The organism is Corynebacterium tardum, from assembly GCF_046717785.1.
Taxonomy (GTDB): Bacteria; Actinomycetota; Actinomycetes; order Mycobacteriales; family Mycobacteriaceae; genus Corynebacterium.
In genome coordinates this window covers 332299-357548 of record NZ_CP177104.1, presented here as the reverse complement: position 1 = coordinate 357548, position 25250 = coordinate 332299, and the positions used below count along the sequence as shown (strand labels likewise).

Annotated in this window: 27 protein-coding genes; 10 read left to right on the top strand and 17 right to left on the bottom strand. The window is 65.1% G+C overall.

The genetic code is table 11. The features are described 5' to 3' along the window. Nucleotides 1–124: 124 nt before the first annotated feature. The 3 genes from hemC to ACLI1P_RS01685 form a co-directional block, all read right to left on the bottom strand. On the bottom strand, nt 125–1012 hold the full coding sequence (gene hemC / locus ACLI1P_RS01695; protein ID WP_411709269.1) for a hydroxymethylbilane synthase: 888 nt from the start codon (nt 1010–1012) through the stop codon (nt 125–127). Further along, complete coding sequence (locus ACLI1P_RS01690; RefSeq protein WP_411709268.1) at nt 1013–2377, bottom strand: glutamyl-tRNA reductase; 1365 nt, start codon at nt 2375–2377, stop codon at nt 1013–1015. A gap of 82 nt (nt 2378–2459) precedes the next feature. Next, nucleotides 2460–2708: a glutaredoxin family protein gene (locus tag ACLI1P_RS01685; protein WP_411709267.1), complete on the bottom strand. Its 249-nt coding sequence runs from the start codon at nt 2706–2708 to the stop codon at nt 2460–2462. A 104-nt stretch (nt 2709–2812) separates the two neighbouring features. Between ACLI1P_RS01685 and ACLI1P_RS01680 the strand changes: the two genes are divergently transcribed. After that, on the top strand, nt 2813–3832 hold the full coding sequence (locus tag ACLI1P_RS01680; protein ID WP_411709266.1) for an HAD-IB family hydrolase: 1020 nt from the start codon (nt 2813–2815) through the stop codon (nt 3830–3832). On the opposite strand, the gene ACLI1P_RS01675 is transcribed toward ACLI1P_RS01680, so the two are convergent. Next, nucleotides 3829–4410 (bottom strand): LURP-one-related/scramblase family protein, encoded by a 582-nt coding sequence (locus tag ACLI1P_RS01675; RefSeq protein WP_411709265.1) that lies wholly within the window; start codon nt 4408–4410, stop codon nt 3829–3831. The two genes, ACLI1P_RS01680 and ACLI1P_RS01675, sit on opposite strands and share 4 nt — an antisense overlap. A 155-nt stretch (nt 4411–4565) precedes the next feature. Here ACLI1P_RS01675 and ACLI1P_RS01670 point away from each other — a divergent pair, with 155 nt between their 5' ends. Then, nucleotides 4566–5816: an HNH endonuclease signature motif containing protein gene (locus ACLI1P_RS01670; protein WP_411709264.1), complete on the top strand. Its 1251-nt coding sequence runs from the start codon at nt 4566–4568 to the stop codon at nt 5814–5816. A 117-nt stretch (nt 5817–5933) separates the two neighbouring features. Here the strand turns inward: ACLI1P_RS01670 and ACLI1P_RS01665 are convergent, their stop codons facing one another. The 5 genes from ACLI1P_RS01665 to ACLI1P_RS01645 all read right to left on the bottom strand — a co-directional run bounded on the left by ACLI1P_RS01665 (nt 5934) and on the right by ACLI1P_RS01645 (nt 9207). Continuing rightward, complete coding sequence (locus ACLI1P_RS01665) at nt 5934–6035, bottom strand: 30S ribosomal protein bS22 (RefSeq protein WP_003855542.1); 102 nt, start codon at nt 6033–6035, stop codon at nt 5934–5936. 233 nt (nt 6036–6268) lie between these two features. Beyond that, entirely contained in the window at nt 6269–6457 is a 189-nt protein-coding gene (locus tag ACLI1P_RS01660) for a helix-turn-helix domain-containing protein (RefSeq protein WP_296134674.1), read from the bottom strand. Nucleotides 6458–6648: 191 nt separating this feature from the next. Continuing rightward, entirely contained in the window at nt 6649–7440 is a 792-nt protein-coding gene (gene proC, locus ACLI1P_RS01655; RefSeq protein WP_306507942.1) for a pyrroline-5-carboxylate reductase, read from the bottom strand. A 33-nt stretch (nt 7441–7473) separates the two neighbouring features. Beyond that, nucleotides 7474–8268: a hypothetical protein gene (locus tag ACLI1P_RS01650; RefSeq protein ID WP_411709263.1), complete on the bottom strand. Its 795-nt coding sequence runs from the start codon at nt 8266–8268 to the stop codon at nt 7474–7476. 9 nt (nt 8269–8277) lie between these two features. Further along, a complete protein-coding gene (locus ACLI1P_RS01645; protein WP_306507940.1) occupies nt 8278–9207 on the bottom strand; it encodes a Ppx/GppA phosphatase family protein in 930 nt (309 codons plus the stop codon). A gap of 33 nt (nt 9208–9240) precedes the next feature. Between ACLI1P_RS01645 and ACLI1P_RS01640 the strand changes: the two genes are divergently transcribed. Beyond that, a complete protein-coding gene (locus ACLI1P_RS01640) occupies nt 9241–10101 on the top strand; it encodes a hypothetical protein (protein WP_408930008.1) in 861 nt (286 codons plus the stop codon). 11 nt (nt 10102–10112) lie between these two features. Here the strand turns inward: ACLI1P_RS01640 and ACLI1P_RS01635 are convergent, their stop codons facing one another. The 4 genes from ACLI1P_RS01635 to mshA all read right to left on the bottom strand — a co-directional run bounded on the left by ACLI1P_RS01635 (nt 10113) and on the right by mshA (nt 14253). Next, a complete protein-coding gene (locus ACLI1P_RS01635; protein WP_296134657.1) occupies nt 10113–10811 on the bottom strand; it encodes a response regulator transcription factor in 699 nt (232 codons plus the stop codon). After that, nucleotides 10808–12061 carry a sensor histidine kinase gene (locus ACLI1P_RS01630; RefSeq protein ID WP_411709679.1) on the bottom strand — a complete coding sequence of 418 codons (1254 nt, stop codon included), beginning with the start codon at nt 12059–12061 and terminating at the stop codon, nt 10808–10810. The genes ACLI1P_RS01635 and ACLI1P_RS01630 overlap by 4 nt, the downstream gene beginning before the upstream one ends. A gap of 87 nt (nt 12062–12148) precedes the next feature. Beyond that, a complete protein-coding gene (locus ACLI1P_RS01625; protein ID WP_411709262.1) occupies nt 12149–12898 on the bottom strand; it encodes a phosphoglyceromutase in 750 nt (249 codons plus the stop codon). An 89-nt stretch (nt 12899–12987) separates the two neighbouring features. After that, nucleotides 12988–14253 (bottom strand): D-inositol-3-phosphate glycosyltransferase, encoded by a 1266-nt coding sequence (gene mshA / locus ACLI1P_RS01620; protein ID WP_411709261.1) that lies wholly within the window; start codon nt 14251–14253, stop codon nt 12988–12990. A 76-nt stretch (nt 14254–14329) separates the two neighbouring features. On the opposite strand from mshA, the gene ACLI1P_RS01615 reads away from it, so the two are divergent. Both ACLI1P_RS01615 and ACLI1P_RS01610 read left to right on the top strand, forming a co-directional pair. Next, nucleotides 14330–16042 (top strand): long-chain-fatty-acid--CoA ligase, encoded by a 1713-nt coding sequence (locus ACLI1P_RS01615; protein ID WP_411709260.1) that lies wholly within the window; start codon nt 14330–14332, stop codon nt 16040–16042. Nucleotides 16043–16219: 177 nt separating this feature from the next. Next, nucleotides 16220–17959, top strand: a complete 1740-nt coding sequence (locus ACLI1P_RS01610; protein WP_411709259.1) for a long-chain-fatty-acid--CoA ligase — start codon at nt 16220–16222, stop codon at nt 17957–17959. On the opposite strand, the gene ACLI1P_RS01605 is transcribed toward ACLI1P_RS01610, so the two are convergent. Continuing rightward, entirely contained in the window at nt 17956–18993 is a 1038-nt protein-coding gene (locus ACLI1P_RS01605; RefSeq protein ID WP_408932117.1) for a hypothetical protein, read from the bottom strand. The genes ACLI1P_RS01610 and ACLI1P_RS01605 overlap by 4 nt on opposite strands. A 235-nt stretch (nt 18994–19228) precedes the next feature. Here ACLI1P_RS01605 and ACLI1P_RS01600 point away from each other — a divergent pair, with 235 nt between their 5' ends. Together ACLI1P_RS01600 and ACLI1P_RS01595 are read left to right on the top strand one after the other, a co-directional pair. Continuing rightward, on the top strand, nt 19229–20116 hold the full coding sequence (locus ACLI1P_RS01600) for a hypothetical protein (RefSeq protein WP_411709258.1): 888 nt from the start codon (nt 19229–19231) through the stop codon (nt 20114–20116). 93 nt (nt 20117–20209) lie between these two features. Continuing rightward, a complete protein-coding gene (locus ACLI1P_RS01595; RefSeq protein WP_408932118.1) occupies nt 20210–20668 on the top strand; it encodes a hypothetical protein in 459 nt (152 codons plus the stop codon). Here the strand turns inward: ACLI1P_RS01595 and ACLI1P_RS01590 are convergent. Continuing rightward, complete coding sequence (locus ACLI1P_RS01590) at nt 20665–21849, bottom strand: YihY/virulence factor BrkB family protein (protein WP_296134328.1); 1185 nt, start codon at nt 21847–21849, stop codon at nt 20665–20667. The genes ACLI1P_RS01595 and ACLI1P_RS01590 overlap by 4 nt on opposite strands. Before the next feature lie 83 nt (nt 21850–21932). Here ACLI1P_RS01590 and ACLI1P_RS01585 point away from each other — a divergent pair, with 83 nt between their 5' ends. Further along, nucleotides 21933–22421 carry an S-ribosylhomocysteine lyase gene (locus tag ACLI1P_RS01585; protein ID WP_306507931.1) on the top strand — a complete coding sequence of 163 codons (489 nt, stop codon included), beginning with the start codon at nt 21933–21935 and terminating at the stop codon, nt 22419–22421. Between the two features lie 36 nt (nt 22422–22457). On the opposite strand, the gene ACLI1P_RS01580 is transcribed toward ACLI1P_RS01585, so the two are convergent. Together ACLI1P_RS01580 and ACLI1P_RS01575 are read right to left on the bottom strand one after the other, a co-directional pair. Next, the gene (locus ACLI1P_RS01580) at nt 22458–22655 is read right to left on the bottom strand and encodes a hypothetical protein (RefSeq protein WP_296134324.1); all 198 of its coding nucleotides are present in this window, start codon (nt 22653–22655) and stop codon (nt 22458–22460) included. Nucleotides 22656–22729: 74 nt separating this feature from the next. After that, entirely contained in the window at nt 22730–23863 is a 1134-nt protein-coding gene (locus ACLI1P_RS01575) for a UDP-N-acetylmuramate dehydrogenase (protein WP_411709257.1), read from the bottom strand. Between the two features lie 24 nt (nt 23864–23887). Here ACLI1P_RS01575 and ACLI1P_RS01570 point away from each other — a divergent pair, with 24 nt between their 5' ends. Both ACLI1P_RS01570 and ACLI1P_RS01565 read left to right on the top strand, forming a co-directional pair. Continuing rightward, entirely contained in the window at nt 23888–24379 is a 492-nt protein-coding gene (locus ACLI1P_RS01570; RefSeq protein WP_296134318.1) for a DUF2505 domain-containing protein, read from the top strand. 40 nt (nt 24380–24419) lie between these two features. Further along, nucleotides 24420–25223: a class I SAM-dependent methyltransferase gene (locus ACLI1P_RS01565; protein WP_296134316.1), complete on the top strand. Its 804-nt coding sequence runs from the start codon at nt 24420–24422 to the stop codon at nt 25221–25223. The last annotated feature ends 27 nt before the right edge of the window (nt 25224–25250 follow it).

Here is a 25250-nt window from a genome sequence, read left to right as displayed (position 1 = left end):
CCTTCAATGGTGGGCGCACGGACAGGGAAAAGCCCCCTCAGAAAGGGATTAAGGGGGGCTAAATCATTGACGTCAATGATTGTGTGCTAGGTACACACTAAAGGATAAGGCGCGAAACCAAAAATCAGTTATCCAGCAGGTCGGCCGCCCCCTGCGCGAAGAGCTCCTCCGAGACGGCACGCCCCAGCTCCTGCGCCTGGACCGCCATTCCAGCCGCCTGCGCGGTGAGCTGACGCGAACCATCCAGCGCGAAGACGCCGCCGCGGACCACCAGCTGCTCACCTTCCCAGTGGGAGGTCGCCGCCACGGGCGCGGTGCAGCCAGCCTCCAGGCGGGAGAGCACGGTGCGCTCCGCCTGGGCTGCGGCGGTGGCGGTGTTATCTGCCAACTGGGCAATCGCCTCCGCTGCCGGGGTTGCCTTGACTGCCTCAATGGCCAGAGCACCCTGCGCCGGTGCGGGCATGAAGACCTCCGGATCGAAGACCTCGGTGGCACGGTCGGCATAGTTGGCGCGGACCAGGCCGGCGTAGGCCAGCAGAACCGCGTCGAGCTCGCCGCCGGTGACCTTGCCCATGCGGGTATCGATGTTGCCGCGCAGGGGGCGAATGTCCAGGTCCGGGCGCAGGGCCTTGAGCTGGCTAATTCGACGCGGGGCGGAGGTACCCACGCGCGCGCCCTCCGGCAGCTCCTGAAGCGTCAGCCCGTCCCGGGCAACGAGCGCCTCCCGCGCGTCCTGGCGCTGCGGAACCACCAGGTCAAAGCGCGGATCGGCGGCCGTGGGAAGGTCCTTGAACGAGTGCACGGCAATGTCGCACTCCCCGCCTGCCACGGCCTCGCGCAAAGCCTGGGTGAACACACCGACGCCGATGCGCTCGACGGGCGCCATGTTGACGTCGCCGTGCGTGGTCACGATGTGCAGCTCCGCCTCATAACCGGCGGACTTCAGCCACTCCTGCACGTGGCCCGACTGCGTCGTTGCCAGCAGGGATCCACGGGTGCCAATCTTCAGCATTTACGACTCCTTCTTTTGTGCGGCCTGCATCTGGGCGGCGTCGGGAAGCTCGGCGACATCCACCGCCACCCCGCTGCCCTCCAGCTGCAGCCCAAAGAGCTCCTGCAGCGCGGTCTCGTGGCTCACGCTGCCCGAGCTGGCGGCGAGCTGCTTGGCGCGGACCGTGGGCTCGTGGAGCAGCTTATCCGCCACCCGCTTCAGCGCGCGGTTGACGTCCCCCATCTGGCGCTCATCCAGCTCCGGGTGCTTCTGCTCCAGGCGGGCGACCTCGCACTGCACGAGGTCCGCCGCGCGCTGGCGCAGGGCCGAGACCGCCGGCACCACGTCGCGCACGCGCTGGGCGGAGGCGTAGGCCTCCAGCTCCTCCGTCACGATGCGGCGCGCCTGCGCGTGGGGGCTGCTGCCGGCGGCAAGGTCTGTCGCGGCGGCGTCGAGGGACTTGCTCAGGCGCTCGACATTGACCAGCTCCACGCCCTCCAGCTCCGCGGTCGCATCGTCGATATCCCGGGGCAGGGACAGATCCACCAGCATGAGCGCGCGGCCCGCCACGTGATAGCGCTCAACGTCGGCGGCCGTGATGGTGAAGTCCTGCGCGCCGGTGGCGGAGATGGCCATGTCCACGGAGTGCAGCGCCTGGGCGCGGTCGCTAAATTCCACGACGTCCGCGTGCACGCCGGCCTCGTGGGCGTGCTCCGCCAGGCGCTGCGCGCGGGCGGTGGTGCGGTTCGCAATGACCAAGTCGGCGCCGAGGCGCCCGGCATGGGTCGCCGCCAGGGACGCCATCGCGCCTGCGCCCAGGATGAGCACCCGCTTGCCGTCCAGCTGTTCGGTCCCCATGCGCTGCAGCGCCTGGTCGAAGGCGAAGGAGACCATGGAGGCACCGGCCTCATCAATATCGGTCTCGGAGTGCACGCGCTTTCCGGTGCGCAGCGCGGACTGCGCCAGGGCGTGGATGCGCGGGCCCACCGTGCCCTGCTCGGAGGCGGACTGGTAGGCGCTGCGCACCTGGCCGATAATCTGCTGCTCCCCCACCACCATGGAGTCCAATCCCGAGGTCACCGTCATGAGGTGCTCCGCGGCGGCGTCGGCGTAGCGCACGTACAGGTAGGTGCGCAGCTCATCCTCCGCCACCCCGGAGATCTCCGTCAGCACGCGGACGACGTCGTGGACGCCGGCGTGGAAGGAGTTGGTGACGGTGTAGACCTCCATGCGGTTACACGTGGAGATAATCATGGCCTCCGACAGCGACCCCGCCTGGACCATGGCGCCGCAGGCGGAGTGCTGGACGGACTCATCCATGCTCAGCTTCTCCAACAGCGCCACCGGCGCCGACTGATGCGACATGCCCACGACGAGCACACTCATGCACTACCCTCCAGCCCTCGATCATCCCTTTGGATGACCCAAATCAACCAAAAGGCTAGCAGCTTGGCGACGCTTTCCGAAACTACGCCGACAGCGCCTCCGCCAGCTCCGCGTTGTCCACTTCCCAGCAGGAAAACTCCTCGCCGTCAATCACCACAACCGGCACGCGGTCGCCGTATTCCATGGCCAGCTCCCGGTCCTCATCCACCGTGCGCACGCTAAGCTCGCAGCCCGCCTGCGCCACCACGGGCTCGATCTGCTGGCGCACCCGCTCGCAGGATCCGCAGGTCGTGCGCACCATGAGCTCAACGGTGTGAGGCTGGGAAGACATGGGTCTCCTTATTCAGAAGAAATATAGGCAACGGTTTACTATGGACACGTTAGTCTTCCGTCCCGTTGAAAGCTGAATGCGTGTCCCTCCCCATCCCTCCCGGTATGCCCAACTCCCCGCGTGAGTTCCTGGCCAACTGGACCGCGAGCAGGGGCAACCTCCGCAATTTCCTCGAGCAGCAAGCCTTCGCTCCTCTCGGTGAGGATCATCAGCGGGCGGCCGGTGAGGCGTCGGCAGCCGCAGCGGTGGAACAGCTCTTCGGTATCTCCCTAGATTCCTTCTCCTCCGGCCTCGAGTCCGTGGAGGGCTCCTTCGAATCCGCCGGCGCGCGCAGCATCACCGCGCCCGACCCGGACATCCCCCAGGACCCCGGCACGGCCGCGTTTTTCGACGTCGACAACACCCTGGTCCAAGGCTCCTCCCTGGTGTCCTTCGCCTTCGGCCTGGCGCGCCGACGTTATTTCAGCCTCTCGGAGATTCTTCCCATTGCCTGGAAGCAGCTGAAGTTCCGGGTATCCGGCTCAGAAAACGCCGAAGACGTCGCCTCCGGGCGCGTCCAGGCCCTCGAGTTTGTCAAGGGCCGCTCGGTGGCGGAGATGGTCGCCCTGTGCGAAGAGATCGTGGACCAGTCCATGGCGCACAAGGCTTACCCGGGCACCAAGCAGCTGGCACAGATGCACCTCGACGCCGGCCAGCAGGTCTGGCTCGTCACCGCCACCCCGGTGCAGCTGGCGCAGATCCTGGCGCAGCGCTTCGGGTTCACGGGAGCTCTCGGCACGGTGGCCGAGGTCAAAGACGGCCGTTTCACCGGCCGCCTCGTGGGCGATATCCTGCACGGCTCCGGCAAGATGCATGCGGTGGCGGCGTTGGCCACCCTGGAAAACCTCGACTTGGAGCGCTGCACGGCGTATTCCGATAGCGCAAACGACGTCCCCATGTTGTCCATGGTGGGCACCCCGGTGGCCATCAACCCGGATGCCAAGCTGCGGGACATCGCGGAGGAGAACGGCTGGCTCATCCGGGACTACCGCTCCGTACGCAAGGCCGTGCGCACGTACGGCCTCCCGGCGCTAGCCACCGCCCTCTTCTCCTACGGCGGCTGGCGCATGGCCCACCGCCGCTAGCCGTCGCTCTGTTGCGCCTTGGTGCGCAGCATATCCATGCACATCACCGCGCCAATCAGCCCGGCGTGCTGCTGCGGGTCGAGCCCCTCCGCAATGGACAGGTGATAGGTGTTCTTGCCGGTCAGGTAGCGGCCCACACCACTGAACTGGTTGCGCACCTGCGCCAGCGGCTGCCCCTGGCTGGTAATGGTAATGTTCCAGTCCCAGAAATCGCCCTCAATGTCGATATCGGCAAAGCCCTCCATCTCCATGGTCAGCCGAGTCTTCAACAGGGCAAAGTGCTTGGTCACCACCGCCATGGGCTTCTCGACGCCCGGCAGGTGCACCTCATAGGTATCCCGCACCAGGTTCGGCGGATCCGAAATCACCATGAGTGGCTGCTGCGGGTTTCCCTGATCATCGGTGAACGCGACCTCCAGACTGCGGGAGGCCTTAAAGAACATGTCCTTCAGGCTGGCTGATTGCACGATGGTTCCCACGGGCACGCCTTGTTCGTCGGCGATGAGGAACTGATCCTGCATGAAGGACTTGGTCTGGGAAATGACGAGATTATTCGTGGTCAATAGCTTAGGCACCATAGTGCGCCATAATACGGAAATTTCCGCTCGCGTGGTGCCCGCTTAACCTCACTCCCCAAATCGCCCTTTGCGCAGCTCAGGGTACATGTCCGAGGCGGGTTATATAGTCACGGTAGAACGTGTGTTCCATCCAAAACTACCCAGGGAGATACCGCATGACTACCGCCACCGAGACCACCTACTTTTCCCACATGAACCCCAACTGTGCCATCGCCACCGAGCGCACCGCCGCCCGCCGCGCGGACTATCGCTCGTGGATATCCGCCCTGCCACCGTTAGATGAAGATTTTGATGTTGCGTGTCAGCGGCTCGTCGCCAAGCTGGGCCTCGGGCCGAAAGTCATCATGGAAAGCTGCGCTGCCCTCCACCGCCTCACGCAGCTGCCGGGGCTCAAGAACCTGCAGGAGACCCTGTACCTGCTCGACATGCGCGCCCTGCTGGCCATCGACCGCGCGCTGACCAAGCTGGGCACGCTGGCCGCGGACAAGCTCGCGTTTATCGACGCCGCCCTGGTGGACTTCCTCACCCCCACCCGGCCGAACCAGAACTTCCCCACGCCTGCCCAGATTGGCCGGAAGGTGCGCGACATCTGCCGGGTCATCGACAAAACCGTGGCCTTTCGTGACACCCGCCCGAAGGACACCTACACCATGACGGAAACCGGCGAGCGCGCCAGCCTGGAGCTCACCACCGACAGCGCCACCGGCATCATCCTGCACCAATTCATCAAGGACGCCGCCAAGGAGCACAACATCTCCACCCCGGAGGCGCTCAAGAAGCTCATCTCCGGGGCAATCCAGCCCTCCGCCACCGTCATCCTGCACACCTACCAGGCCACTGACATCCCGAATGCGCCCACCTTTGTCCAAGGCCACGAGTGGACCGCCGCCGACCTGCCCGCGACCCGCACGCGCGACCTCTCCGCTGAGCCCCTGGAGTCAGACAGCTACGTGGCCTCAGAGCTCATCCGCAAGTTCGTGGAGGGCCGCGACGGCACCTGCCGGGCGCTGGGGTGCACTCGCCCCGCCTGGCAGTGCCAGATGGATCACCGCATCAATTACGCCGAGGGCGGGCCGACGCATCCGCGCAACCTTGCCAGTCTGTGCCAGCACCACCACAACATGAAGACCGACGGCCGGGCGCACTACATCATGGACCCCATCACCGGGGACGTCGTCTGGCTCTTCGAGGACGGCACCTGGGCCATGACCGAGCCCTCCGGTCCCCTGGCCCCGAAGACTAAGCGCTGGGCGCAGACCGTGGCACAGAAGATCACCGCCGACCAGAAGCGCGCGCATGACAAGGCACAGCAGCTCAAGAAGGAACTCGACGAGGACGCCCGCACCCCCGAGCCCAGCACTCCGCAGGACAACTCCACGGAGGACACGGAGGACATCCCGTTCTAGCCCGCGCCGTCGTTTAAAACGACGAGAAAGGAAGACGACAGCCCCGTCGTTTAAAACGACGAACTCCCCGCCACAATCCTCATAAAGGACCGAACGGGGAGAGCGAGTGCCGGAGCTTTACTTGCCCAGCTTACGACGCTGAACGCGGGTGCGGCGCAGCATCTTGCGGTGCTTCTTCTTGGACATGCGCTTGCGGCGCTTCTTGATAACAGAACCCATGACAGGTTTCCTCACTTTCGGTATTAGTACGTACTCAAACCGGCCGGCAACGCCTGGAATGAAACCGCACGGTGCACTCGATGCGGCCCCGCACAGCGGGGAGACGCAGGCGTACCTGTGCCGACACGAATGCCCATCATCTTACCCAGCTGGCCCTACAGCACCAAAACAGCGCCCACCGCCGTGGACTGTAGGAATCCACAGGGGTGGGCGCTGCTTAAAAATGGTGAACGTTAAGCGCCGTAGACCGATGCCTCAAGGTATTCCTTGACGGCGGACTCGTGCACGCGGAAGGAACGCCCCACGCGTACTGCCGGCATGTCACCTGCATGAACCAACCTGTACACCGTCATCTTGGAGACTCGCATGATCTCCGCAACTTCAGCGATGGTCAGGAAAGTTCCCTTATCTTCGTTAGCCATATTTTAGTTAACCCTTCAGCACGTGACGCGCTGTAGGCTTCCCCTCCCACAGGACTATCACGCACGCGCTCCTGCCAGCTTAGCGTGAAACCTGTGACTAATGCGACCCAAGTGCCAATTTTTTCCCCTGCCGCAACCCCCTTCCCCATAAACCCGCCGGGCAACTGGTGTCACAGGATTTTCACGATCCCCTACGCCAGCTCCTGTGCGCGCTGAGCGCATGCCTCGGCGGCGCGGAAGAAGGCGCCGCGCAGGCCCGACTCCTCCAGCTCGCGGAGGGCCGCCGCGGTGGTACCGCCCGGGGAGGTCACGCCGGCACGCAAGGCGACGGGGTCCTTGCCCGATTCCGCCATCATTGTGCCCGCGCCCTGGGCGGTGCGGGTGGCCAGTTTTTCGGCGACGTCGCGGGTGAGGCCGAGCTGGACGCCGGCGTCGATCAGCGCCTCCGTCACCAGGAAGTAGTACGCGGGCGCGGAGCCGGCCAGGGCGGTGGCGGCGTCGATGTGCTTCTCCTCAATGACGGCAACCTCACCGACGGCCTCAAGCAGCTTGACGACGCCCCCGAGCTGCTCCTCACTCACGTGCTCACCACCCGCACACGTGCACATGCCCTTGCCCACCAGCATGGGCGTATTCGGCATGACGCGGACGACAGGGACGCCGTCGCCCGCGGCCTTCTCCAAGGTTTCGAGGGTCAGGCCCGCGGCCATGGACACCACGACGGCGTCCTGGGGAATGTCGAGGCCTTCCAGCAGCTCGACGATAGCGTAGGGCTTGACGCAGGCGAAGATGTACTCGGCGCCGTCGATAGCCGCGGCGTTATCGCTGGTGACACTCACCCCATACGTGCCGTGCAGCTGCTCGCCGCGTTCCGAGCGGCGGTTGGTCACCACGATGTCAGCGGGCTCGTAGCCCGCGTTCACCAGCCCGGAGACCAGGGCCTCGCCGATTTGTCCTCCACCAAGTACTGCGATTTTTGTCATGCTTCCCAGGGTGCCAGAAACCCTGGGGCACGGCTACATTACAACCAGCAGCGGGCCGAAGGTCAGCACCAGGCCGGCGATGGCGGCCAGGAACATGGACAAGCCATCGCGGTTGGTGCGCAGAGCGTGGACGATGCCGACGATGACGCCGGTGACCACCACGGCCAGGATGAGGACGACCACGCGGGAGAAGTTCTCCCAGAGAACCTCGAAGCCCTTGAAGACCACAGCGCCCAGCACGACGCCGACGAGCGCGAGAAGCACGACCGCGAAGGGGTTGAGCTTCTCTTCCTCCTCGAAGTCCTCTTCGTCGTCGTACTCTTCGAGCTCAGCGTCCTGAGTCGGCTCCGCAGGCTCGGCCGGTACTGCGGGCGCGACAGGCTCCTCGGCCTTGACCTTGGTGTCCTTGGCCTCAGCCTTTTCCGGCTCATCCTTGACGCGCTGGATGACGTGGGTGTCCTCGGTGGAGGGCTGGTGGCGCTTCTCCTCGGCGTCGGCCTTAGTGTCAGCCTTGCTATCTGCCTTGGGCTTCTCGACGCGTACCGCAGCGCCCTGGGCCGCGGCAGGCTGCTTAGCTTCTGCCTGCTTGTCTTCTTCCTTCTTGGGTGCCGGAATGACGGGGGCGGTCTCGTCGATGGAAACGCTGGAGTGCTTCGCCTCGGCCGGGGTGGCCTTGACCTTTTCCAGGTTGCCGGTCAGCTCCGCCACGGAGACGCCGCCCTCCTCTAGGCTGCGGCGACGGCGGCGCGAGCTCGTAGCCCCCTCGGGGCGGTTCTTCGCGTTGCGGGCCATCAGCTCCGCAACTGTCAACTGTTTCTCGTCAGCCACGTTTCTTTCCTATTCCAGTCCCTTATCGGTACGGCGCAGAATAACACCCTCACGCAGAGCCCACGGGCAGATCTCCAGCTTCTCAATTCCCAGGGCACGCATGCTCGCCTCGGCCACAAGAGCGCCCGCGACGATTTGGTGCGATCGGGTAGAACTTACACCCTCAAGGTCCGCTCTGTCAGCTGCAGTCATGCGGGAGATGAAAGAAATCAGCTGCCGCAGACCCGGTGCGGTGAGCGTGCGCTTGACGTAGGGGCCCGCCGAGGACGGTGCCGCACCGGTGAGTCGTGCCAGCGTACGGAAGGTTTTTGAGGTTCCCACGCTCAGGCCCGCAGGGCCGAGGGCGCGCATCTGATCGGCCACACCTACCAATTCCGCATCAATGTAGTCACGGAGAAGATTTACCTTGGACTTCTCGGGCGGATCGGTATTGAACCAATTGTGGGTAAGGCGTCCCGCGCCGAGGTCGAGGGAGAAGGCGAGCTCCGGGTGCTCGTCGGTACCGGTGGACAGCTCCAGGGAACCGCCGCCGATGTCGAGGTTGGTGATGCGGCCGGCAGACCAGCCGTACCAACGGCGCACCGCCAGGAAGGTCAGGCGCGCCTCTTCCTCGCCGGAGAGGATTTCCAGGCGGACGCCGGTCTGCTTCTCTACCTCATCGAGGATCTCGGCCGAGTTCGGGGCGGAGCGCACCGCGGAGGTGGCAAAGGCCATGAACTCGTCACAGCCGAGCTTCTCACCCAGCTCATTGGCCTCGCCCACGGCGTTGATGAGCTTTTTGAGACCCTTCTCGTGGATGTTGCCCTTCTTGTCCAGCTGTTCCACCAGACGCAGCGGAGTCTTCCAATCGCTCATCGGAGTGGGCCGGCCACCGGTCGCGGCATCAACCGCAACGAGGTGGACGGTATTGCTTCCGACGTCTAATACACCTAATCGCACGCTTCCAGAGTAGTAGGTCTACCGTGGGTAGGTGTGAATCGCCCGAAATCAAACGAGGTTTACCTGGGTTTTCCAGCCTCCTCCCCCGCCGCTGCCTCCATCCGCGCCGGCCGCGAAAAGGCCCCCGACTTCCCGCGCGAGTGGTTCGAGTTCACCGATCCGCACGACCCGCTGCACGTGTTCTCCGTCGATCTCACCTGGCTGGAATCGCACTATGCGTGCCAGTTCGGAACCGAGCGCTGCCACGGCATTGATAAGAACCAGCCGGACGTCGGCTGTTGCGTCCACGGCGCTTACATGGCGGATGAGACGGACCGGGAGCAGCTTCGCGACGCCGTGACGCGCATGCCCGCACGCTACTGGCAGCACCGCCCGGAGGGCGTGGACGAGTACCTGGAGAGCGACTCCGACGAGCTGGAGCCCTGGCTGGAATGGGACGAGGGCGAAGACGGCGAGGAGCCGGAGCTCAAGACGCCCATTGTGGGCGGTGCGTGCATCTTTGCCAACCGCGCCGGCTGGGCCACGGGCGCGGGCTGCGCCCTCCACCAGTGGGCGATCGACGCCGGTGAGGAGCTCACCGTGGTCAAGCCGGAGGTGTGCTGGCAGCTGCCGATTCGCCGCCACGAGGACTACGAGGAGCGCACCGACGGCGAGGAGATTCTGCGCACCACCATCGGCGAATATGACCGCCGCGGCTGGGGCAACGGCGGCGAGGACTTCGACTGGTACTGCTCGGCCGATCCGTCCTGCCACATCGCGGAAGAACCGCTGTGGAAGTCGCAGAAAACGGAGCTCATCGCCCTGCTGGGTGAGGAGTGCTACGACATCCTCGCCCGCCACCTTGCGGCCCGCGAGCGCTCCGGGGTGGAGTTCCCGCAGCACCCGGCGGACTAAACGCCTGCGGACTACGCGTCGAACTTGTAGCCCAGGCCGCGGACGGTGACCAGGTTCTGCGGGTGCGAGGGCTCGGATTCGATCTTGGAGCGCAGGCGCTTGACGTGGACGTCGAGCGTCTTGGTATCGCCCACGTAGTCCGCACCCCAGATGCGGTCAATGAGCTGGCCGCGGGTAAGCACGCGTCCGGCGTTGCGCAGGAGGTACTCGAGGAGGTCGAACTCCTTCAGCGGCATGGAGACCGGTTCGCCGTCGACAAGCACGGTGTGGCGCTCCACGTCCATGCGCACGCGGCCGCCCTCCAGAATCTGCTCGTCCGGCTCCTCCTCGCCGCCCTCGGAGCTGACCTCGCTACCGCGGCGCAGCACGGCGCGGATGCGGGCGATGAGCTCGCGGGAAGAGTACGGCTTGGTCACGTAATCATCGGCGCCGAGCTCCAGGCCCACCACCTTGTCAATCTCCGAGTCGCGGGCAGTGACCATGATGACCGGGACCGAGGAGGTGGCGCGCAGCTGCTTGCACACGTCGGTGCCGGACATGCCCGGCAACATCAGGTCCAACAGGACGATGTCCACGGAGTTCGCCTCGAACTGCTCGAGCGCGCTCGGCCCGTCGGGCGCGAGGAGGACGTCGAAGCCCTCCTTGCGGAGGAGGAATGCGAGGGGATCGGCCAGCGACTCTTCATCTTCGACGATGAGGATGGTGGTCATTGAGCTTTATCCTTTCGACGTGCGGCAACGCGCGCGACGGCGCGCTGCAAGCCAGGAGCGGCGGAGCTGACGGCCCCGTCTTCTTTATTATCCTGATTCTCTACAGTATCCGCTGGCTTTTCTTCTGTGTAGATAGGGAGCTCGATTGTGAACGTCGAACCCGTCCCAGGCCGGGACCACAGCTTGATGTTGCCGCCGTGGTTTGCCACCACGTGCTTGACAATGGCCAGCCCCAAACCGGTTCCGCCGGTCTGGCGCGAGCGCGCCTTGTCCACGCGGAAGAAGCGCTCGAACACACGCTTCTGGTCCTCCGGGGCGATGCCAATGCCGCGATCGGTCACGCGCACGAGGACGACGTTGCCGCCCACCACCTTCTGTGTCACGGACACCGGCATCTCATCCGGCGAATAGTGGATGGCGTTGGAGATGAGGTTCGACACTGCGGTGACGAGCAGGGACTCATCCGCCATCACCTGCACGCCGACGGACTCGCCACGGGTGAGCCGATTGTGGTGGTTGTCCGCGGCCACCTGGTTGCGGGCAATGGCCGCATCGACGATGTCATCCAGGCTCACCGGCTCCATCTCCGGCAGCGCCTCCGCGCCCTGCAGCTTGGACAGCGAGATGAGCTCGCTGACCATCTCCGCCATGCGGGCGGCCTCCTTTTGGATCTTGCCGCCGAAGTACTCCACGTGGTCTTGGTCGCCGGTGTCCTGGAGCAGGGCCTCCGCCAGCAGGGCGATGCCGCCGACCGGGGTCTTGAGCTCGTGGGAGACGTTAGCCACGAAGTCGCGGCGCGCGGACTCCATGCGCACGGACTCGGACTCGTCGGTGCCGTAGACGATGACGAAGCGGTCATCGTTGAGCGTCAGCGGCTTGACCACCGCGCGGACCTGGGTCACGCGGTTGCCCGTGCGGCGCTTCGGGATGGCCAGATCCAGCGTGCGGGTCTCCTTGTCCTCGAAGACCTCCTGCGCCACGGACCACACGTCCGGGTTCACGGCACGGTCGTGCACCATCGACATCTCGTGGGCGGTGGGGTTGGAGAAGATGATCTCCTTGTCCTTGGACAGCACCGTGATACCGGAGGGCGAGCCGCCCACGGCGAGGTGCAGCACTTGGCTCACGCTGGTGACCTGGTTGGAGTCGGAATCGCGGGCGCGCCGGCGGTCGAGCCGCTCGCGGACACGCGTAATCACCGGTATGGCCAGCCCGCAGGCCACCACACCGGCGAGGAAAGCAAGGAGCATCAGTTCCACGACGAGTCACACCCTAAAATAATCCCCAAGGAGTATAGACTCCCTGGGGATTAAGCGCAGCGAAAAGTAAGGGCAAATTTACTTCTTAGCGCCCTGTGCGGCCACGGCGGCAGCACCAGCAGCGGCTGCCTCCGGGTCGAGGTAGGTACCGCCCGGGTTGACGACGGAGCCGTCTTCCTTGATCTCGTAGACCAGCGGGATACCGGTCGGGATATTCAGGCCCGCGATGTCATCATCGGAGATGTTATCCAGGTGCTTGACCAGCGCGCGCAGGGAGTTGCCGTGTGCGGCAATGAGGACGGTCTCGCCCTTCTTGGCGCGCGGGAGGATCTCCTCCTCGAAGTAGGGCACGAAGCGCTCGACGACGTCCTTGAGGCACTCGGTGCGCGGAACCTGATCCAGGTTGGCGTAGCGCGGGTCCCCGGACTGGGAGAACTCTGCGCCGTCCTCGAGCTCCGGCGGCGGGGTGCCGTAGGAGCGGCGCCATGCCATGAACTGCTCCTCGCCGCACTTGTCCTTGGTCTCGGACTTGTTCAGGCCCTGCAGAGCGCCGTAGTGACGCTCGTTGAGGCGCCAGTCACGCACGACCGGAATCCAGTGGCGGTCAGCCGCGTTGAGGGCGATGTTGGCGGTGCGGATGGCACGGCGCAGCAGGGAGGTGTACACAACCTCCGGCAGGATGCCCTGCTCCTTGAGCAGCTCGCCACCACGCTTAGCCTCACTCTCACCCTTGGCGGTGAGGTTGACGTCTACCCAACCGGTGAACTGGTTGGATTCGTTCCATTCGGACTGTCCGTGTCGAAGAAGAATCAGCTTTCCGTTAGTCATAAACACCAGCATGCCACGTTTTTCGACGGCTCGCCTGTGAAGCCAAACACATCACCCCTAAGTGTGGGTTTATGCCCGCTTATGTGGTTTTAGTAGCCGCTTGCCCGGCGCGAGTGGCAGTCCGGGATCTCGATGCTCATGGCGTCGGCGTAGATGTTTTCCAGCTGTGCTGCGGCCGCCGCCCAGCTGAACTGCTGGGCGTGGTCGACGGCGGCTTCGCCCATGGCGATGCGCCGGGGATCGTCGTCAAGCAACTGCTCCAGCGCGTCCGCCCAGTCCTCCGCCGCGTGGGAGTGCACGAGCAGGCCCGTGTCCCCGTCCGCCACGGCGATGGGCAGGCCACCCACCGCGGCCGCCACAACCGGTGTGCCCGAGGCCTGCGCCTCCATCGCCACCAGGCCGAAGGACTCGTTGTAGCTGGGTACCGCCACGATGTCCGCGGCCTGGTAGATGGCCACGAGCTCCTGCGGCGGGCGCGGGTTCAAGAAACGCACGGTGCGCTCCACACCCAGCTCGCAGGCGAGGGCGTGGTAGGTGTCCGGGGAGGAGTTCGCCCCCGACGGACCGCCGCAGATAACCACGCGCAGGTTGCGGTCCGGGTCGCGCTCCATGAGCTCCGCGGTGGCGCGGATGAGTACTTCCGGGCCCTTGAACTTCTGCAGGCGGCCGACGAACGCCACCACCTTCGTGTGCAGCGGAATGCCCAGCTGGCGGCGGGCACGCTCCGTCATACGGTCCGTGCCCGGCGTGTAGAGCTCCGTGTCGGCGCCCGGGGAGACCACCACGATGTTTTCCTCGGAGGCGTCGTAGTGCTCCACCAGGTCCCGCGTCTCCTGGGCGGTGTTGACCACCAGAATGTCGGCGTTATCCACCAGCTGCTGCTCGCAGATGCGGCGCGCCTCCGTCTCCGCGGTGTCATCGAGCGTGCGGTGCGAGTTCTTCACCGCCGCCAGCGTGTGCGCGGTGTGCACCAACGGCACGTCCCACAGGTCCCGCAGCAGCCACCCCACCTGGCCGGAGAGCCAATAGTGCGAATGGATGACGTCATACTCCGCGCCAAAGCAGCGCGCGAAGTTGAAGATGCCGCCGGTAAACGCCGCGAGCTGCGTGGGCAGCTCCTCCTTGCTCAGGCCCTCGTAGGGGCCGGCGACGATGTTGATGACGCGCAGGTGTTCCTCCACGCCCACCACTTCTCCCTGGCTCGGGCGCGTGGCGCGGGTGAAAATATCCACATCCACGCCGAGGCGGGCGAGCTGGCGGGCGGTGTTGAGAACGTAGACGTTCATACCGCCCGCGTCGCCCGATCCGGGCTGTTCAAGGGGCGAGGTGTGCATGGAAATCATCGCGATCCGCATAGTTGCCCAGTGTAACCGTATTCACCCCGCGTTATACTGGCCCGTGCCCTAAGTTACGCGACCGAAAGGTGAACAGATGTCGGCACTTGAGTCCAAGGCGTGGCTCCAGCACTACCCGGAGTGGACTCCGCACAGCCTGGAGTACGGAGACACCACGCTTCTCGACGTCTACGACAACAACCTTGCCCTCCACCCCGACAAGCCCGCGACGTACTTCTTCGGCCGCACCCAAAGCTACGCGGAGCTGGACAAGCAGGTCCGCCGCGCCGCCGCCGGCCTGCGCGCCTTTGGTGTTCGCCCGGGCGACCGTGTGGCCATCGTGGCCCCGAACTGCCCACAGTTCATCGCGTCCTTCTGGGCCGTGCTCAAGCTCGGCGCCATCGCCGTGCTGCACAACCCGCTCTACACCGCGCACGAGCTGGAGGGCCTGTTCCAGAACCACGGGGCACGCATCGCCATCTCCTGGGACAAGACGGCATCCACCCTGGAGAAGCTGCGCGCGACCACCAGCCTGGAGACGGTCGTGTCCATCAACATGGTCAACGCCATGCCCACCGCCCAGCGCCTGGCGCTGCGCCTGCCTATCCCGCCGCTGAAGTCCAAGCGCGATCAGCTCACCGCCCCGGCGCCGAACACGGTGCCGTGGGAGTCCCTGGTGGGCAATGCCATCGGCGGCGACGGTTCCGATGTGGTCTCCCCGGAGGAGGTCACCAAGGACAGCACCGCGATCATCATGTACACCTCCGGCACCACCGGCAAGCCTAAGGGCGCGGAGCTGACCCACGGCAACCTCTTTGCCAACATCCTCATGGGCAAGCACTGGGTGCCGCAGTTGGGCGATTCCCCGGAGCGCATGTTGGCCGCCCTGCCCTTCTTCCACGCCTACGGCCTGACCATGAACGCCACCCTGGCCCCGCTCATCGCCAGCGAGCTAGTACTCCTGCCCAGCCCGCAGATGCCGCTCATCATGGACCTGATGAAGAAGCACACCCCGACGTGGGTACCGGGCGTGCCGACGCTCTACGAGCGCATCGTGGCCAAGGCGGAGGAGAACGACGTATCCCTGGACGGCGTGCGCGCTGCCTTCTCCGGTGCGTCCACCCTACCGGTGGAGACCGTGGAGAAGTGGGAAAAGTACACCGGCGGCATGCTGGTGGAGGGCTACGGCCTCACGGAGTGCTCCCCCATCATCGTGGGCAACCCCATGACCTCTGCCCGCCGCCCGGGCTATGTGGGCATCCCCTTCCCGGACACCGAGATTCGCATCGCCAACCCGGAGAACCTGGATGAGACCATGCCGGACGGCGAGGAGGGCGAGGTCCTAGCCCGCGGCCCGCAGGTGTTCAAGGGCTACTTCGGCGACGAGGAGGCCACCCAGAAGGCCTTCCACGGCGACTGGTTCCGCACCGGTGACATGGGCGTAATGGAGGACGATGGCTTCATCCGCCTGGTCAGCCGCATCAAGGAAATCATCATCACCGGCGGCTTCAACGTGTACCCGGGCGAGGTGGAAGAAGTGCTCACCTCCCACCCGGACGTGGACCAGGCCGCCGTGGTGGGCCGCCCGCGCTCGGACGGCTCGGAGGACGTCGTGGCCTGTGTCATTCTGGCCGACGGCGCCGCGATGGACCCGGAGGGCCTCAAGGACTACTGCCGCGAACGCCTGACCCGCTACAAGGTTCCACGCACCTTCTACCACTTCGAGGAGCTGGCCAGCGACCAGCTGGGCAAGGTCCGCCGCCGCGCGGTGCAGGAAGACCTGCTCAAGCGCCTGCAGGCAGAGAAGTAAGCAGAAGAAGTAGCCGCTTCTCCCGCGAGCCCGGTCCGAACACTGACGTTCTGGCCGGGCTTTCGCGCGTTTTCTCCCCGCACTCCGTAACTTTGCAAAGTTTTGCGAGACACTAGTCACTATTTGGCTATACTGTTCCACACATAACTACTTTGCACCCCTAAGGAGTCTGCCGAGATGACCGACGTCCCCGCTCACGCACCGTCCGCCTACGAGACGAAGGCCTGGCTGCAGTACTACCCCGAATGGACCAAGCCGCACCTGGACTACGGCGAGAAGACTCTGCTGGATTCCTACCAAGAAACCATCGACGCCAAGGGCGACCGGCCCGCCACCTGGTTCTTCGGCGCCCAAATGACCTACCGCGAGCTGGATACCCACGTGCGCGCTGCCGCTGCGGGGCTCAAGGCCTTCGGCATCCGCCCGGGCGACCGCGTGGCGGTGGCCCTGCCCAACTGCCCGCAGCACGTGGCGGTGTTCTACGCCATCCTCAAGCTGGGGGCGACGGTAGTGGAGCACAACCCGCTGTATACCGCCGCGGAGCTGGAGCCGCTGTTCAAGGACCACGCCGCCCGCGTGGCCGTGGTGTGGGACAAGGCCACGCCGACCTTTGAGAAGCTGCGCAGCTCCACCCCGCTGGAAACCATCGTGACGGTCAACATGATCGACGCCATGCCGCGCCGCACCCAGCTGCTCCTGCGGCTGCCGGTACCCTTCATCAAGGACAAGCGCGAGGAGCTCTCCGTCGACGCTCCCAACACCGTGCCGTGGAGCGCGCTGACCGGCCGCGCCATCGGCGGCTACGGCCACGACCTCCCCGACCCGGAGGTGGATCTCAACGACACCGCACTTATCCTCTACACCTCCGGCACCACCGGAACGCCCAAGGGCGCGCAGCTGACCCACTCCAACCTGTACTGCAACATGAAGATGGCGGAGTCCTGGGTGCCGGAGCTAGGGGACAAGCCCGAGCGCATGCTGGCCGCACTTCCCCTCTTCCACGTCTACGGCCTCACGCTCATCGCGGCCCTCGGCGTACACATCGGCGGCGAGCTCGTCCTTACCCCCGCGCCGAAGATCCCGCTCCTGCTGGACATCATGAAGAAGCGCCGCCCCACCTGGATGCCGGGCGTGCCCACCATCTACGCCAAGGTCATGGAGGCGGCCAAGGAGAAGGGCATCGACCTCAAGGGCATCAACAACAGCCTCTCCGGCGCGGCCGCGCTGCCGCAGGAGATCGTCGAGGAGTGGGAGGCGCTCACCGGCGGCCTGCTGGTGGAGGGCTACGGCCTGACGGAGACCTCCCCCATCGTCACCGCGAACCCACTCAACAAGAACCGCCGCCCGGGCTACATCGGCATCCCCTTCCCGGATACGGAGGTGCGCATTGGCAACCCGGACAACCTGGATGAAACACAGCCGGACGGCACGGCGGGCGAGCTGCTCGTGCGCGGCCCGCAGGTGTTCAAGGGCTATTTCAACATGCCGGAGGCCACCGAGAATGCCTTCCACAACGGCTGGTACCGCACGGGCGACATGGCAATTATGGAGTCGGACGGCTTCATCAAGATCGTCTCCCGCATCAAGGAGATGATCATCACCGGCGGCTTCAACATCTACCCGGCCGAGGTGGAGGACGTCATCTGCGAGCACCCGGACGTCAACTCTGTGGCCGTGGTGGGCCTACCCCGCGAGGACGGCTCGGAGGACGTGGTGGCGTGCATCGTGCTTAACGACGGCGCCGTGCTCGACCCCGAGGGACTCAAGGACTACTGCCGCGAGCGGCTTACCCGCTACAAGGTGCCCCGCCGCTTCTACCACTTCGAGCACCTCGCCTCAGACCAGCTGGGCAAGGTTCGCCGCCGCGAGGTGCAGAAGGAGCTGATGGCGCTCATCGAGGAGCACGCGAAGGCCTAGGCCGCGCGGTCGACGTAGCGCGTGAAGCGGCCCGGGTTGAAGGTGTCATAGAACTCCTCGCCGGCCCACAACAGCTGGCTCACCAGGGAACTGAGCTGGTGATCCAGCTGCGCGTCCGTGTAGCCCCACCCGGTGGGGATGCGCGCGGTGGTCACGAGGACGAGGTCTTCTTCACCGTCGAGGGCGAGGATGTCGTCGTCGGCAAGCTCGGCGTCCACGTGCACCGCCTCAATGCGGGCGGAGACGGCGTACTGATCGGCGTTCTTAAGCTCCGCCCAGCGCACCAGCGAGTCGAGGTCGCACACGCAGCGGCCGGAGGGGGTGACCAGGCTCAGCTCGATATCGCCGGAGTCATCGGTCGCCGCCTGCACGGTGATCGTGTGGTCATCGATGATGATGCTCACGGTGCCGTCCCCATGATTAAGCACGTACACCGGGGTGCCCACCATGGCCAGGCGCGTGGCGCGCTGGTGCACGCGCCACATCCCGACCACGGATACCTCGTAGGCCTCGCTGAAATAGTGCGTGGGCACGGGCTTGAGCGCCGCCCCGCGCAGGGGCTGCGAGGGGTGCTCGGGGAAGAGGTCATCGAAGAGCTCGAACGCTTCCGACAAGGACTTCGCGTAGGCGGAGACAATGCTCTTCAGCTGCGCGTTCGTGGCTGTCGACGGCAAGTACGGCGCCGCGAAGACGCGCAGGTGCGAGTGCTCCTGGGAGCTGCCGCAGGTCTCCGCCACGACGTTGCCGGAGATTCCCCCGCCGTTGAGATCGTTGATGTCCATGCGCAACGGCTTCCGGTCCGGATCAAAGCACACCGTGCCACCCCAGTAGCCCAGGACGCAGAGACCGCCCCGCTCATCGTTGACGTCGATGCTCATGTAGCCGCCCGGGATCCGGATGGTGGGCAGGCCCAGGTAGTTCTTATCCAGCGTGCCGGCTAGTTTCTCCATCACCTTGGTCACGCGCCGCCTGCTCAGGCGGGCGGGAATCTTGGCAGGTTTGTTCGTTGAGGTATCAGGTGCAGTGTGAGACATGGTCCCCCCTAGGTATTTATTGGTGTCGTCCACTGAGCAAGCTGGTGATGAGGTCCCCGAAAAGCATCACTCTCCCCCGAGTTGCTGCAGTGCAGCCAAGGATACAAAAGGTTGCCGCACTCCGCGCGGCGAGGAAAACCAAGGCACCCCCGCCCGGCGAGCAGAAGTCCCATTCCGCCATTATTATCACTTCTACCTGCCCCGTCCCTGCACTCACCGCGAAGGCTCTGCCGCCATGACTCTGTCTCCGAATCCGCCGCATACACAGTCCGATCCACTGAATACACAGAAGCCCCGGGATGTCCTGGGGCTTGCCGCCATTCTGGTCTCCGTCCTCGGCGGCATCCTTGGCTGCGTATTCGGCGCGGGGCTTATCAACTGGTGCGTGCTCGCCCTCGGCTTCCTATGCGGCCTCATTGCCCTGGCCGTGAGCAAGAGGTCGGGCGCGCTCGGCGCCGCCGCAATGTTCCTCGCCCTGGTGGGAACGGTGCTGACCACCATCGCCACCCTGACGTTTCACAGCGCCGACCCCGCGGATCCAGTGCCGGAAGCAGCACCGACAACGCCCACCCCCGACCTGAAGGACGCTCCCCCGCCGCAGGACAACCACATCATGGACGGCCGCGAGACGGTGGAACTAGACCTCGACGGCGGCAGGTATGACGCCATCGCAGAAGGCGAGCCTGGTTCCCACACAGCACCGATAGAGCCCGGCGTCGTCGCGCGCAGTGGCGACTGGTCCCTCCTGGTGACCGACATCAATATGGATGCCAACGAGGACGTCGCGGCGGCCAGCCCCAAGAACGACAAGCCGCAGGAAGGCCGGAAGTACATCACCTTCACCTATACCATGCGCTACGACGGCACCGAGGAGGCCGCGAAGGCCACCTCCTCGGCGGGCTACCAGGACCCCGACGGCGAACTCCGCGTTACGCACCACCTGCACTCTTTCGACGGCTACTTCAGCACCTATTACCCGTTCCGGCCAGGTGAGACGAGGAGCGGCGCCATCGTTGCCACCGTGCCGGAGGACAACCCGTACGACGGACGCATCGAGGCGTACCTCCCCAATACCGTGACGCCGGTCTACTTCTCCTTGGGGGACAAGCCGTTCACGGCCTAGAAGGCCTAGAAGACACAGCCGGGGCGAGAGGTCTCCCGAGCGCCTGCCCGCCCCTTCTTCCCTCGCCTTATTCTCGCATTACACTAGGAAACCATGACGCAGCAGCCTTTCCCGCACTCCTCCTCGAACCAGTCCCCCGGAAGCTCCTACTCCGCGCCATACGGTCAGCAGCACCAGGCCTACCCGTCCTACGACCAGGCGCAGCCGCCGAAGAAGGAAACCAACGTCCTCGGCATTGTCGCCTTCATCCTCTCCATCGTGGGATTCTTGCTTTCCTGCATCCCATTCATCTTCGTGCTCGGCTGGGTGGTGCTCTTCGTCGCCTTCGTCTTAAGCATCGTGGCACTGTGCCTGGAGAACAAGTCCAAGCTGTGGGGCGTGATTGCCTTGATCTCCACCATCGTCGGCGGCATTCTCAGCGCCATCGTCATGATGGCGCTCACCTTCGGCATCTTCGCCACCTATGAGGACCCCTACGCCACCAATGACTCCAGCTGGTACCCGGGCGAGGCCACCGATACCTACCCCACCGAGGCGTTCGAGAACACCTAAGCCGAAGTCTCGGCAGAGCCGCTGTCCTGCACCGGCTCCTTGTTTTCCGCTCTCTCATAGATTTCGATCGCCCTGTGCTCTAGGCGCTTTTGGGCGCGGGCCTGCGCGGTGGAGGAGGAATCGGAGCGCGGCGGGGCCTGGATGAAGCGCTGCGAGTGCATGCCCAGCTGCAGCTCCTTGGCGCGCAGCACCTCGGCGTCGATCTTGATGCCGATGATGAGGACGGTATTCATCAGCCAGATGGCCACGAACACCGCCAGGACGGTACTGATGGCGCCGTAGGCGCTGGCCCCGGCCAGATACTTGAGGTACAGGCCCACCAGGCCCCAGGACACCACGGTGCCCACCAGAGCCACCACGGAACCGTAGGTGATCCACCGGAAGCGGCTCGGCCGCACGTTGGGGCTGAAGTGGTACAGCACCGCAATGAGCGTGAGCACCACGACGACCGTAACGGGGAAGCGCAGCCAATTCCACACCGGGAGGAAGATCTTGACCAGGTAGGTCGCGGTATCCTCCATGCCCACCTGGCGCGCGAGGGGATAGATAGCCTCGCTGACGATGGTGTCCCGCAGCAGGTTGGCAAAGAGTACGACGACCGCGCCGACGACGATGATGGCGGTCAGGCCCCACATGAGCGCCCACGTGCGGATGATCCCGCGGCCCTCCACGCGGCCGTAGACCGTGTTGGCGGTGCGGGAGAAGGCCCGCACATACGCCGAGGCGGAAAACAGGGAGATGGCCAGGGAAATAGTCAGCGCCAGTGTGCCTTGGGAGCTTGAGCCAATGATGGCCCCCACCAGGGAGTTGGCCTCCTCCGACAGGGAGCTGGGGATGTATTGCTCAATGAACTCCGAGGTCAGCTCCTCCACCTCTGCCTTGCGGGAGGAGAAGATAAGTGTGGCAATGGAGTAGGCGGCCAGCACCGTGGGTGCAAAGGCCATGAGCGTGAAGTAGGTCATCCCCGCGGCGCGGTCCATGAAGGCGTCGTGGAAGAAGTCATTCCACGTGCGGCGCAGGACTAGGCTCCAGCTCTCCCCGCGCAGGCGGTTTCCCTTGGCAAAAGGATCGCGCCCATCGACGTGGCCCTGGACCTCGAGGATCGTCGAACTCTTCCACGGCACGATGGTGTCTGGTTCCTCGGCCGGGACTGCGTTGCCGCGAATCTCCTCGTCGCTCATATCTGTCCAGCGTATGCGGTACAGCCCGCGTTCAGGGGCAAGACACTCGGGGCTCACGCCGGCAGTAGTTACACTGGGCAAGTATGACTGAGAACAACACTGGCAACAGCACCGAGAACAAGATCAACGTCAAGTCCTTCGAGCTCGACCACCGCAAGGTCGCGGCCCCCTACATCCGCGTGGCCGACCGCACCGACCTGGGCGGCGGGGTTGAGATCATCAAGTATGACCTGCGCTTCTGCCAGCCCAATCAGGAGCACCTGGATACCAAGGCCCTGCACTCTGTAGAGCACATGATGGCCAACTTCATGCGCAACTACACCGACAAGCTCATCGGCTTTGCTCCGATGGGCTGCCGCACCGGCTTCTACGCCATCACCAACGGCATGGAGCAGGACGAGCTGCTTCGCGCCGTCGAGGGCGCGCTCAATGACATCCTCAACGCCACCGAGGTTCCCGCCGCCAACGAGGTGCAGTGCGGCTGGGGCGAACACCACTCCCTCGAGGGCGCACAGGAGGCCGCACGCAACTTCCTGGCGGCCAAGGATGAGTGGCTCAACGTCATGGCCTAAGCGGCCGTGGTATCGGGGGCTGGGCTTCGAACTGCCTTAGGACCCAAGTCGCCGGATCTGCGTGCGCGCGAAGAACAGCCCGGCGACGCCGAGCCCCAAGACGCTCGCCATCAAGGTGCAGCGCGCTGCGCTGAACTCCGCGAACAGGCCTGGGACTAGCAGGATCGCCGCCGCGCAAAGAAGGGCCGAAACAAAGAGAAGGATGGCAAAGAGTACATTTTTGGGGATGTACATGCGAGGTCCTTTCTGGCCGCCTAGTGTGTGCGGCGGCAAGCTAGCAATTCAACGCTATTTTAAATATTTCGCACTTATATTTCTACCCCGAGCCAGATGGGCTCCGGCTCCAGCGTGACACCAAAGGCCTTCTGAACCCCGGCGCGGATCTCGCGGGCCAGCGCCACGATGTCGTCCGCGGTTGCTTCGCCGCGGTTGGTCAGGGCCAGGGTGTGCTTGGTGGACAGGGTCGCCCGCGCACCGGCCCCTTCGCCCGGGTAGCCCTTGGCAAAGCCGGCGCGCTCGATGAGCCAGGCGGCGGAGAGCTTTTCCCTTTTCTCCTGCGCGGCGTCCTCTCCCGACGTGGTGGTTCCATCCACCTCGTGTCGGGGCATCCGGTCCGCATCCTCGTCGCCCCGGGCAGCGCGGACGGTGACCTGAATGGAATCGGCCACCTGGGACTCCACGATGGGATTGGTAAAGAAGGAGCCGGCCGACCACGTGTCATGGTCCTCCGGGTCGAGCACCATGCCCTTGCTGCGGCGCAGCTGCAGCACCTGGGCGCGCACCTCGGCCACGCCGCGGCGCTCCCCGGGGGTTTGGGTGAGCTGGCCAAAGCGCAGGGGCTTCGACAGGCCGTCGGTGGTGAGCTGCAGCTCAATGGCCAGCACCACGCCGCGGCCGGTGAACTTCAGGTTGGAATAGCGGTAGGACAGCTCCAGGTCGGCCGCCGGCACCCAGGAGGCAGTGCGGGTGGAGCGGTCGTAAAGGTAGACCTGCGTAAGGACGTCGGACGTCTCGGCGCCGTACGCGCCCACGTTCTGCACCGGCACAGCCCCCGCATTGCCCGGGATGCCGGAGAGGCACTCGATACCGCCCAGGCCGCACTCAACGGACAGGGCCACCACGTCATCCCACACGGCACCTGCCTCCGCGCGGACGATGCCGCTGGCCACGGAGGCGTCGATGTCTTCGAAATCCAGGCGTACGACCACGACATCCCGCGGGCCCTCCGCCACCACGAGGTTGGAGCCACCGCCGACGACCAGGTAGTCCTGGGAGGCGTCGTCAAGCACTGTCAACGCCTCGATGGCCGCCTGCGAGCTGGCGCAGTGCACCGTCACCAGCGGGGATCCACCGATGCGCAGGGTGGTGAGATCAGCAAACGTGGTCTCGGAATCGAGCTCCACACCGTCAATGTCAGCGAGAGTCATAAATTTATCTAACACGTGTACCAAGGTAGTCTGTAACTCATGTCAACCCGTAGCGAAAACACCGTAACCATCAACCAGCCCATCGCCAAGGTGCACGAGGCCCTCACCACCGAGGGTTACTGGGAGCACATCGCTGCCAAGCTCTCCCCGGAGCCGGGCACCGTGCACGAGTTCACCGGCAACACCGCCGTGCTGTATGAGGTGCTGCCGACCTCCCTGCTGCCGGAGGCAGTGCGCGCCATGGTGTCCCAGTCCCTCAAGGAGAAGCGCACCGTGACCATCGGCGAGGTTGTCGATGATCAGATGTCCGTCTCCTTCACCGCCGATGTCAAGGGCACCCCGGTCGACTTCAAGGGCGATATCACCTACAAGGCCCAGGGCGAGACCACCGTGCTGGACTACGTCACCGAGGTGTCCGTCAACATCCCGATGATGGGCGCTGCCATCGAGCCGAAGGTGGCTGAGGCTCTGCAGGAGCTCTACACCAACGAGGCCAAGCTCACCGAAGAGTGGATTGCCGCTAACCTCTAAGACTCGTTCTACAGCAACGTTCTAGAACGACTCTGTTGTCATGGCCGACCACGCACACAACCTGAAAGCTCAGGACAGTGCGGGTCGGCCTTTTGGCGTTATTACCCGGGGAACGACCAACCCCAACCGGCTGCGGCGCTGCGACCGGTGGATGGTGTCCCATCCGGAGATCTCCTCCCTGCTGCGCTCCACGAAGCAACCGCTGGCGCTCGACGTGGGCTACGGCGCCTCCCACACCACGACAGTGGAGTGGGCCGGCTGGCTGCGCAGCGTCAACCCGGCCACGCGGGTGACAGGCCTGGAGATTTCCCCCGAGCGCGTGCTGCCGCCGCGCGACGGCGTGACGTTTGAGCTGGGTGGCTTCGAGCTGGCCGGCTACCGCCCGCAGCTAGTCCGCGCGTTTAACGTGCTGCGCCAGTACGACGTGGGCCAGGTGGACAAGGCGTGGTCCACGGTGACCTCGCGACTGGCCCCCGGCGGGTTCTTTGTGGAGGGCACGTGCGACGAGCTGGGGCGCCGGGCGGCCTGGGTGCTGCTGGGCGCCGACGGCCCCCGCTCCCTGACCCTGGCGTGGGATCCCTTCGACGTGAAGCGCCCCAGCGACCTGGCGGAGCGCCTGCCTAAGATTCTCATTCACCGCAACGTGCCGGGCGAGCCCATCCACGAGCTCTTGCAGGCGGCTGACGACGCCTGGGATCGCGCCGCCGGCTGGGCACCGTACGGCCCGCGGGTGCGCTGGCGTATGGCTCGCACCCAGCTACGCCAGACCGTCCCAGTCCACCCGGTGCACCGCCGCCTGCGGGATAACGTGCTCACAGTGGATTGGGACGTTGTAGTTGGCTAACTCCAAGCACATGCGCCACACTGGTAG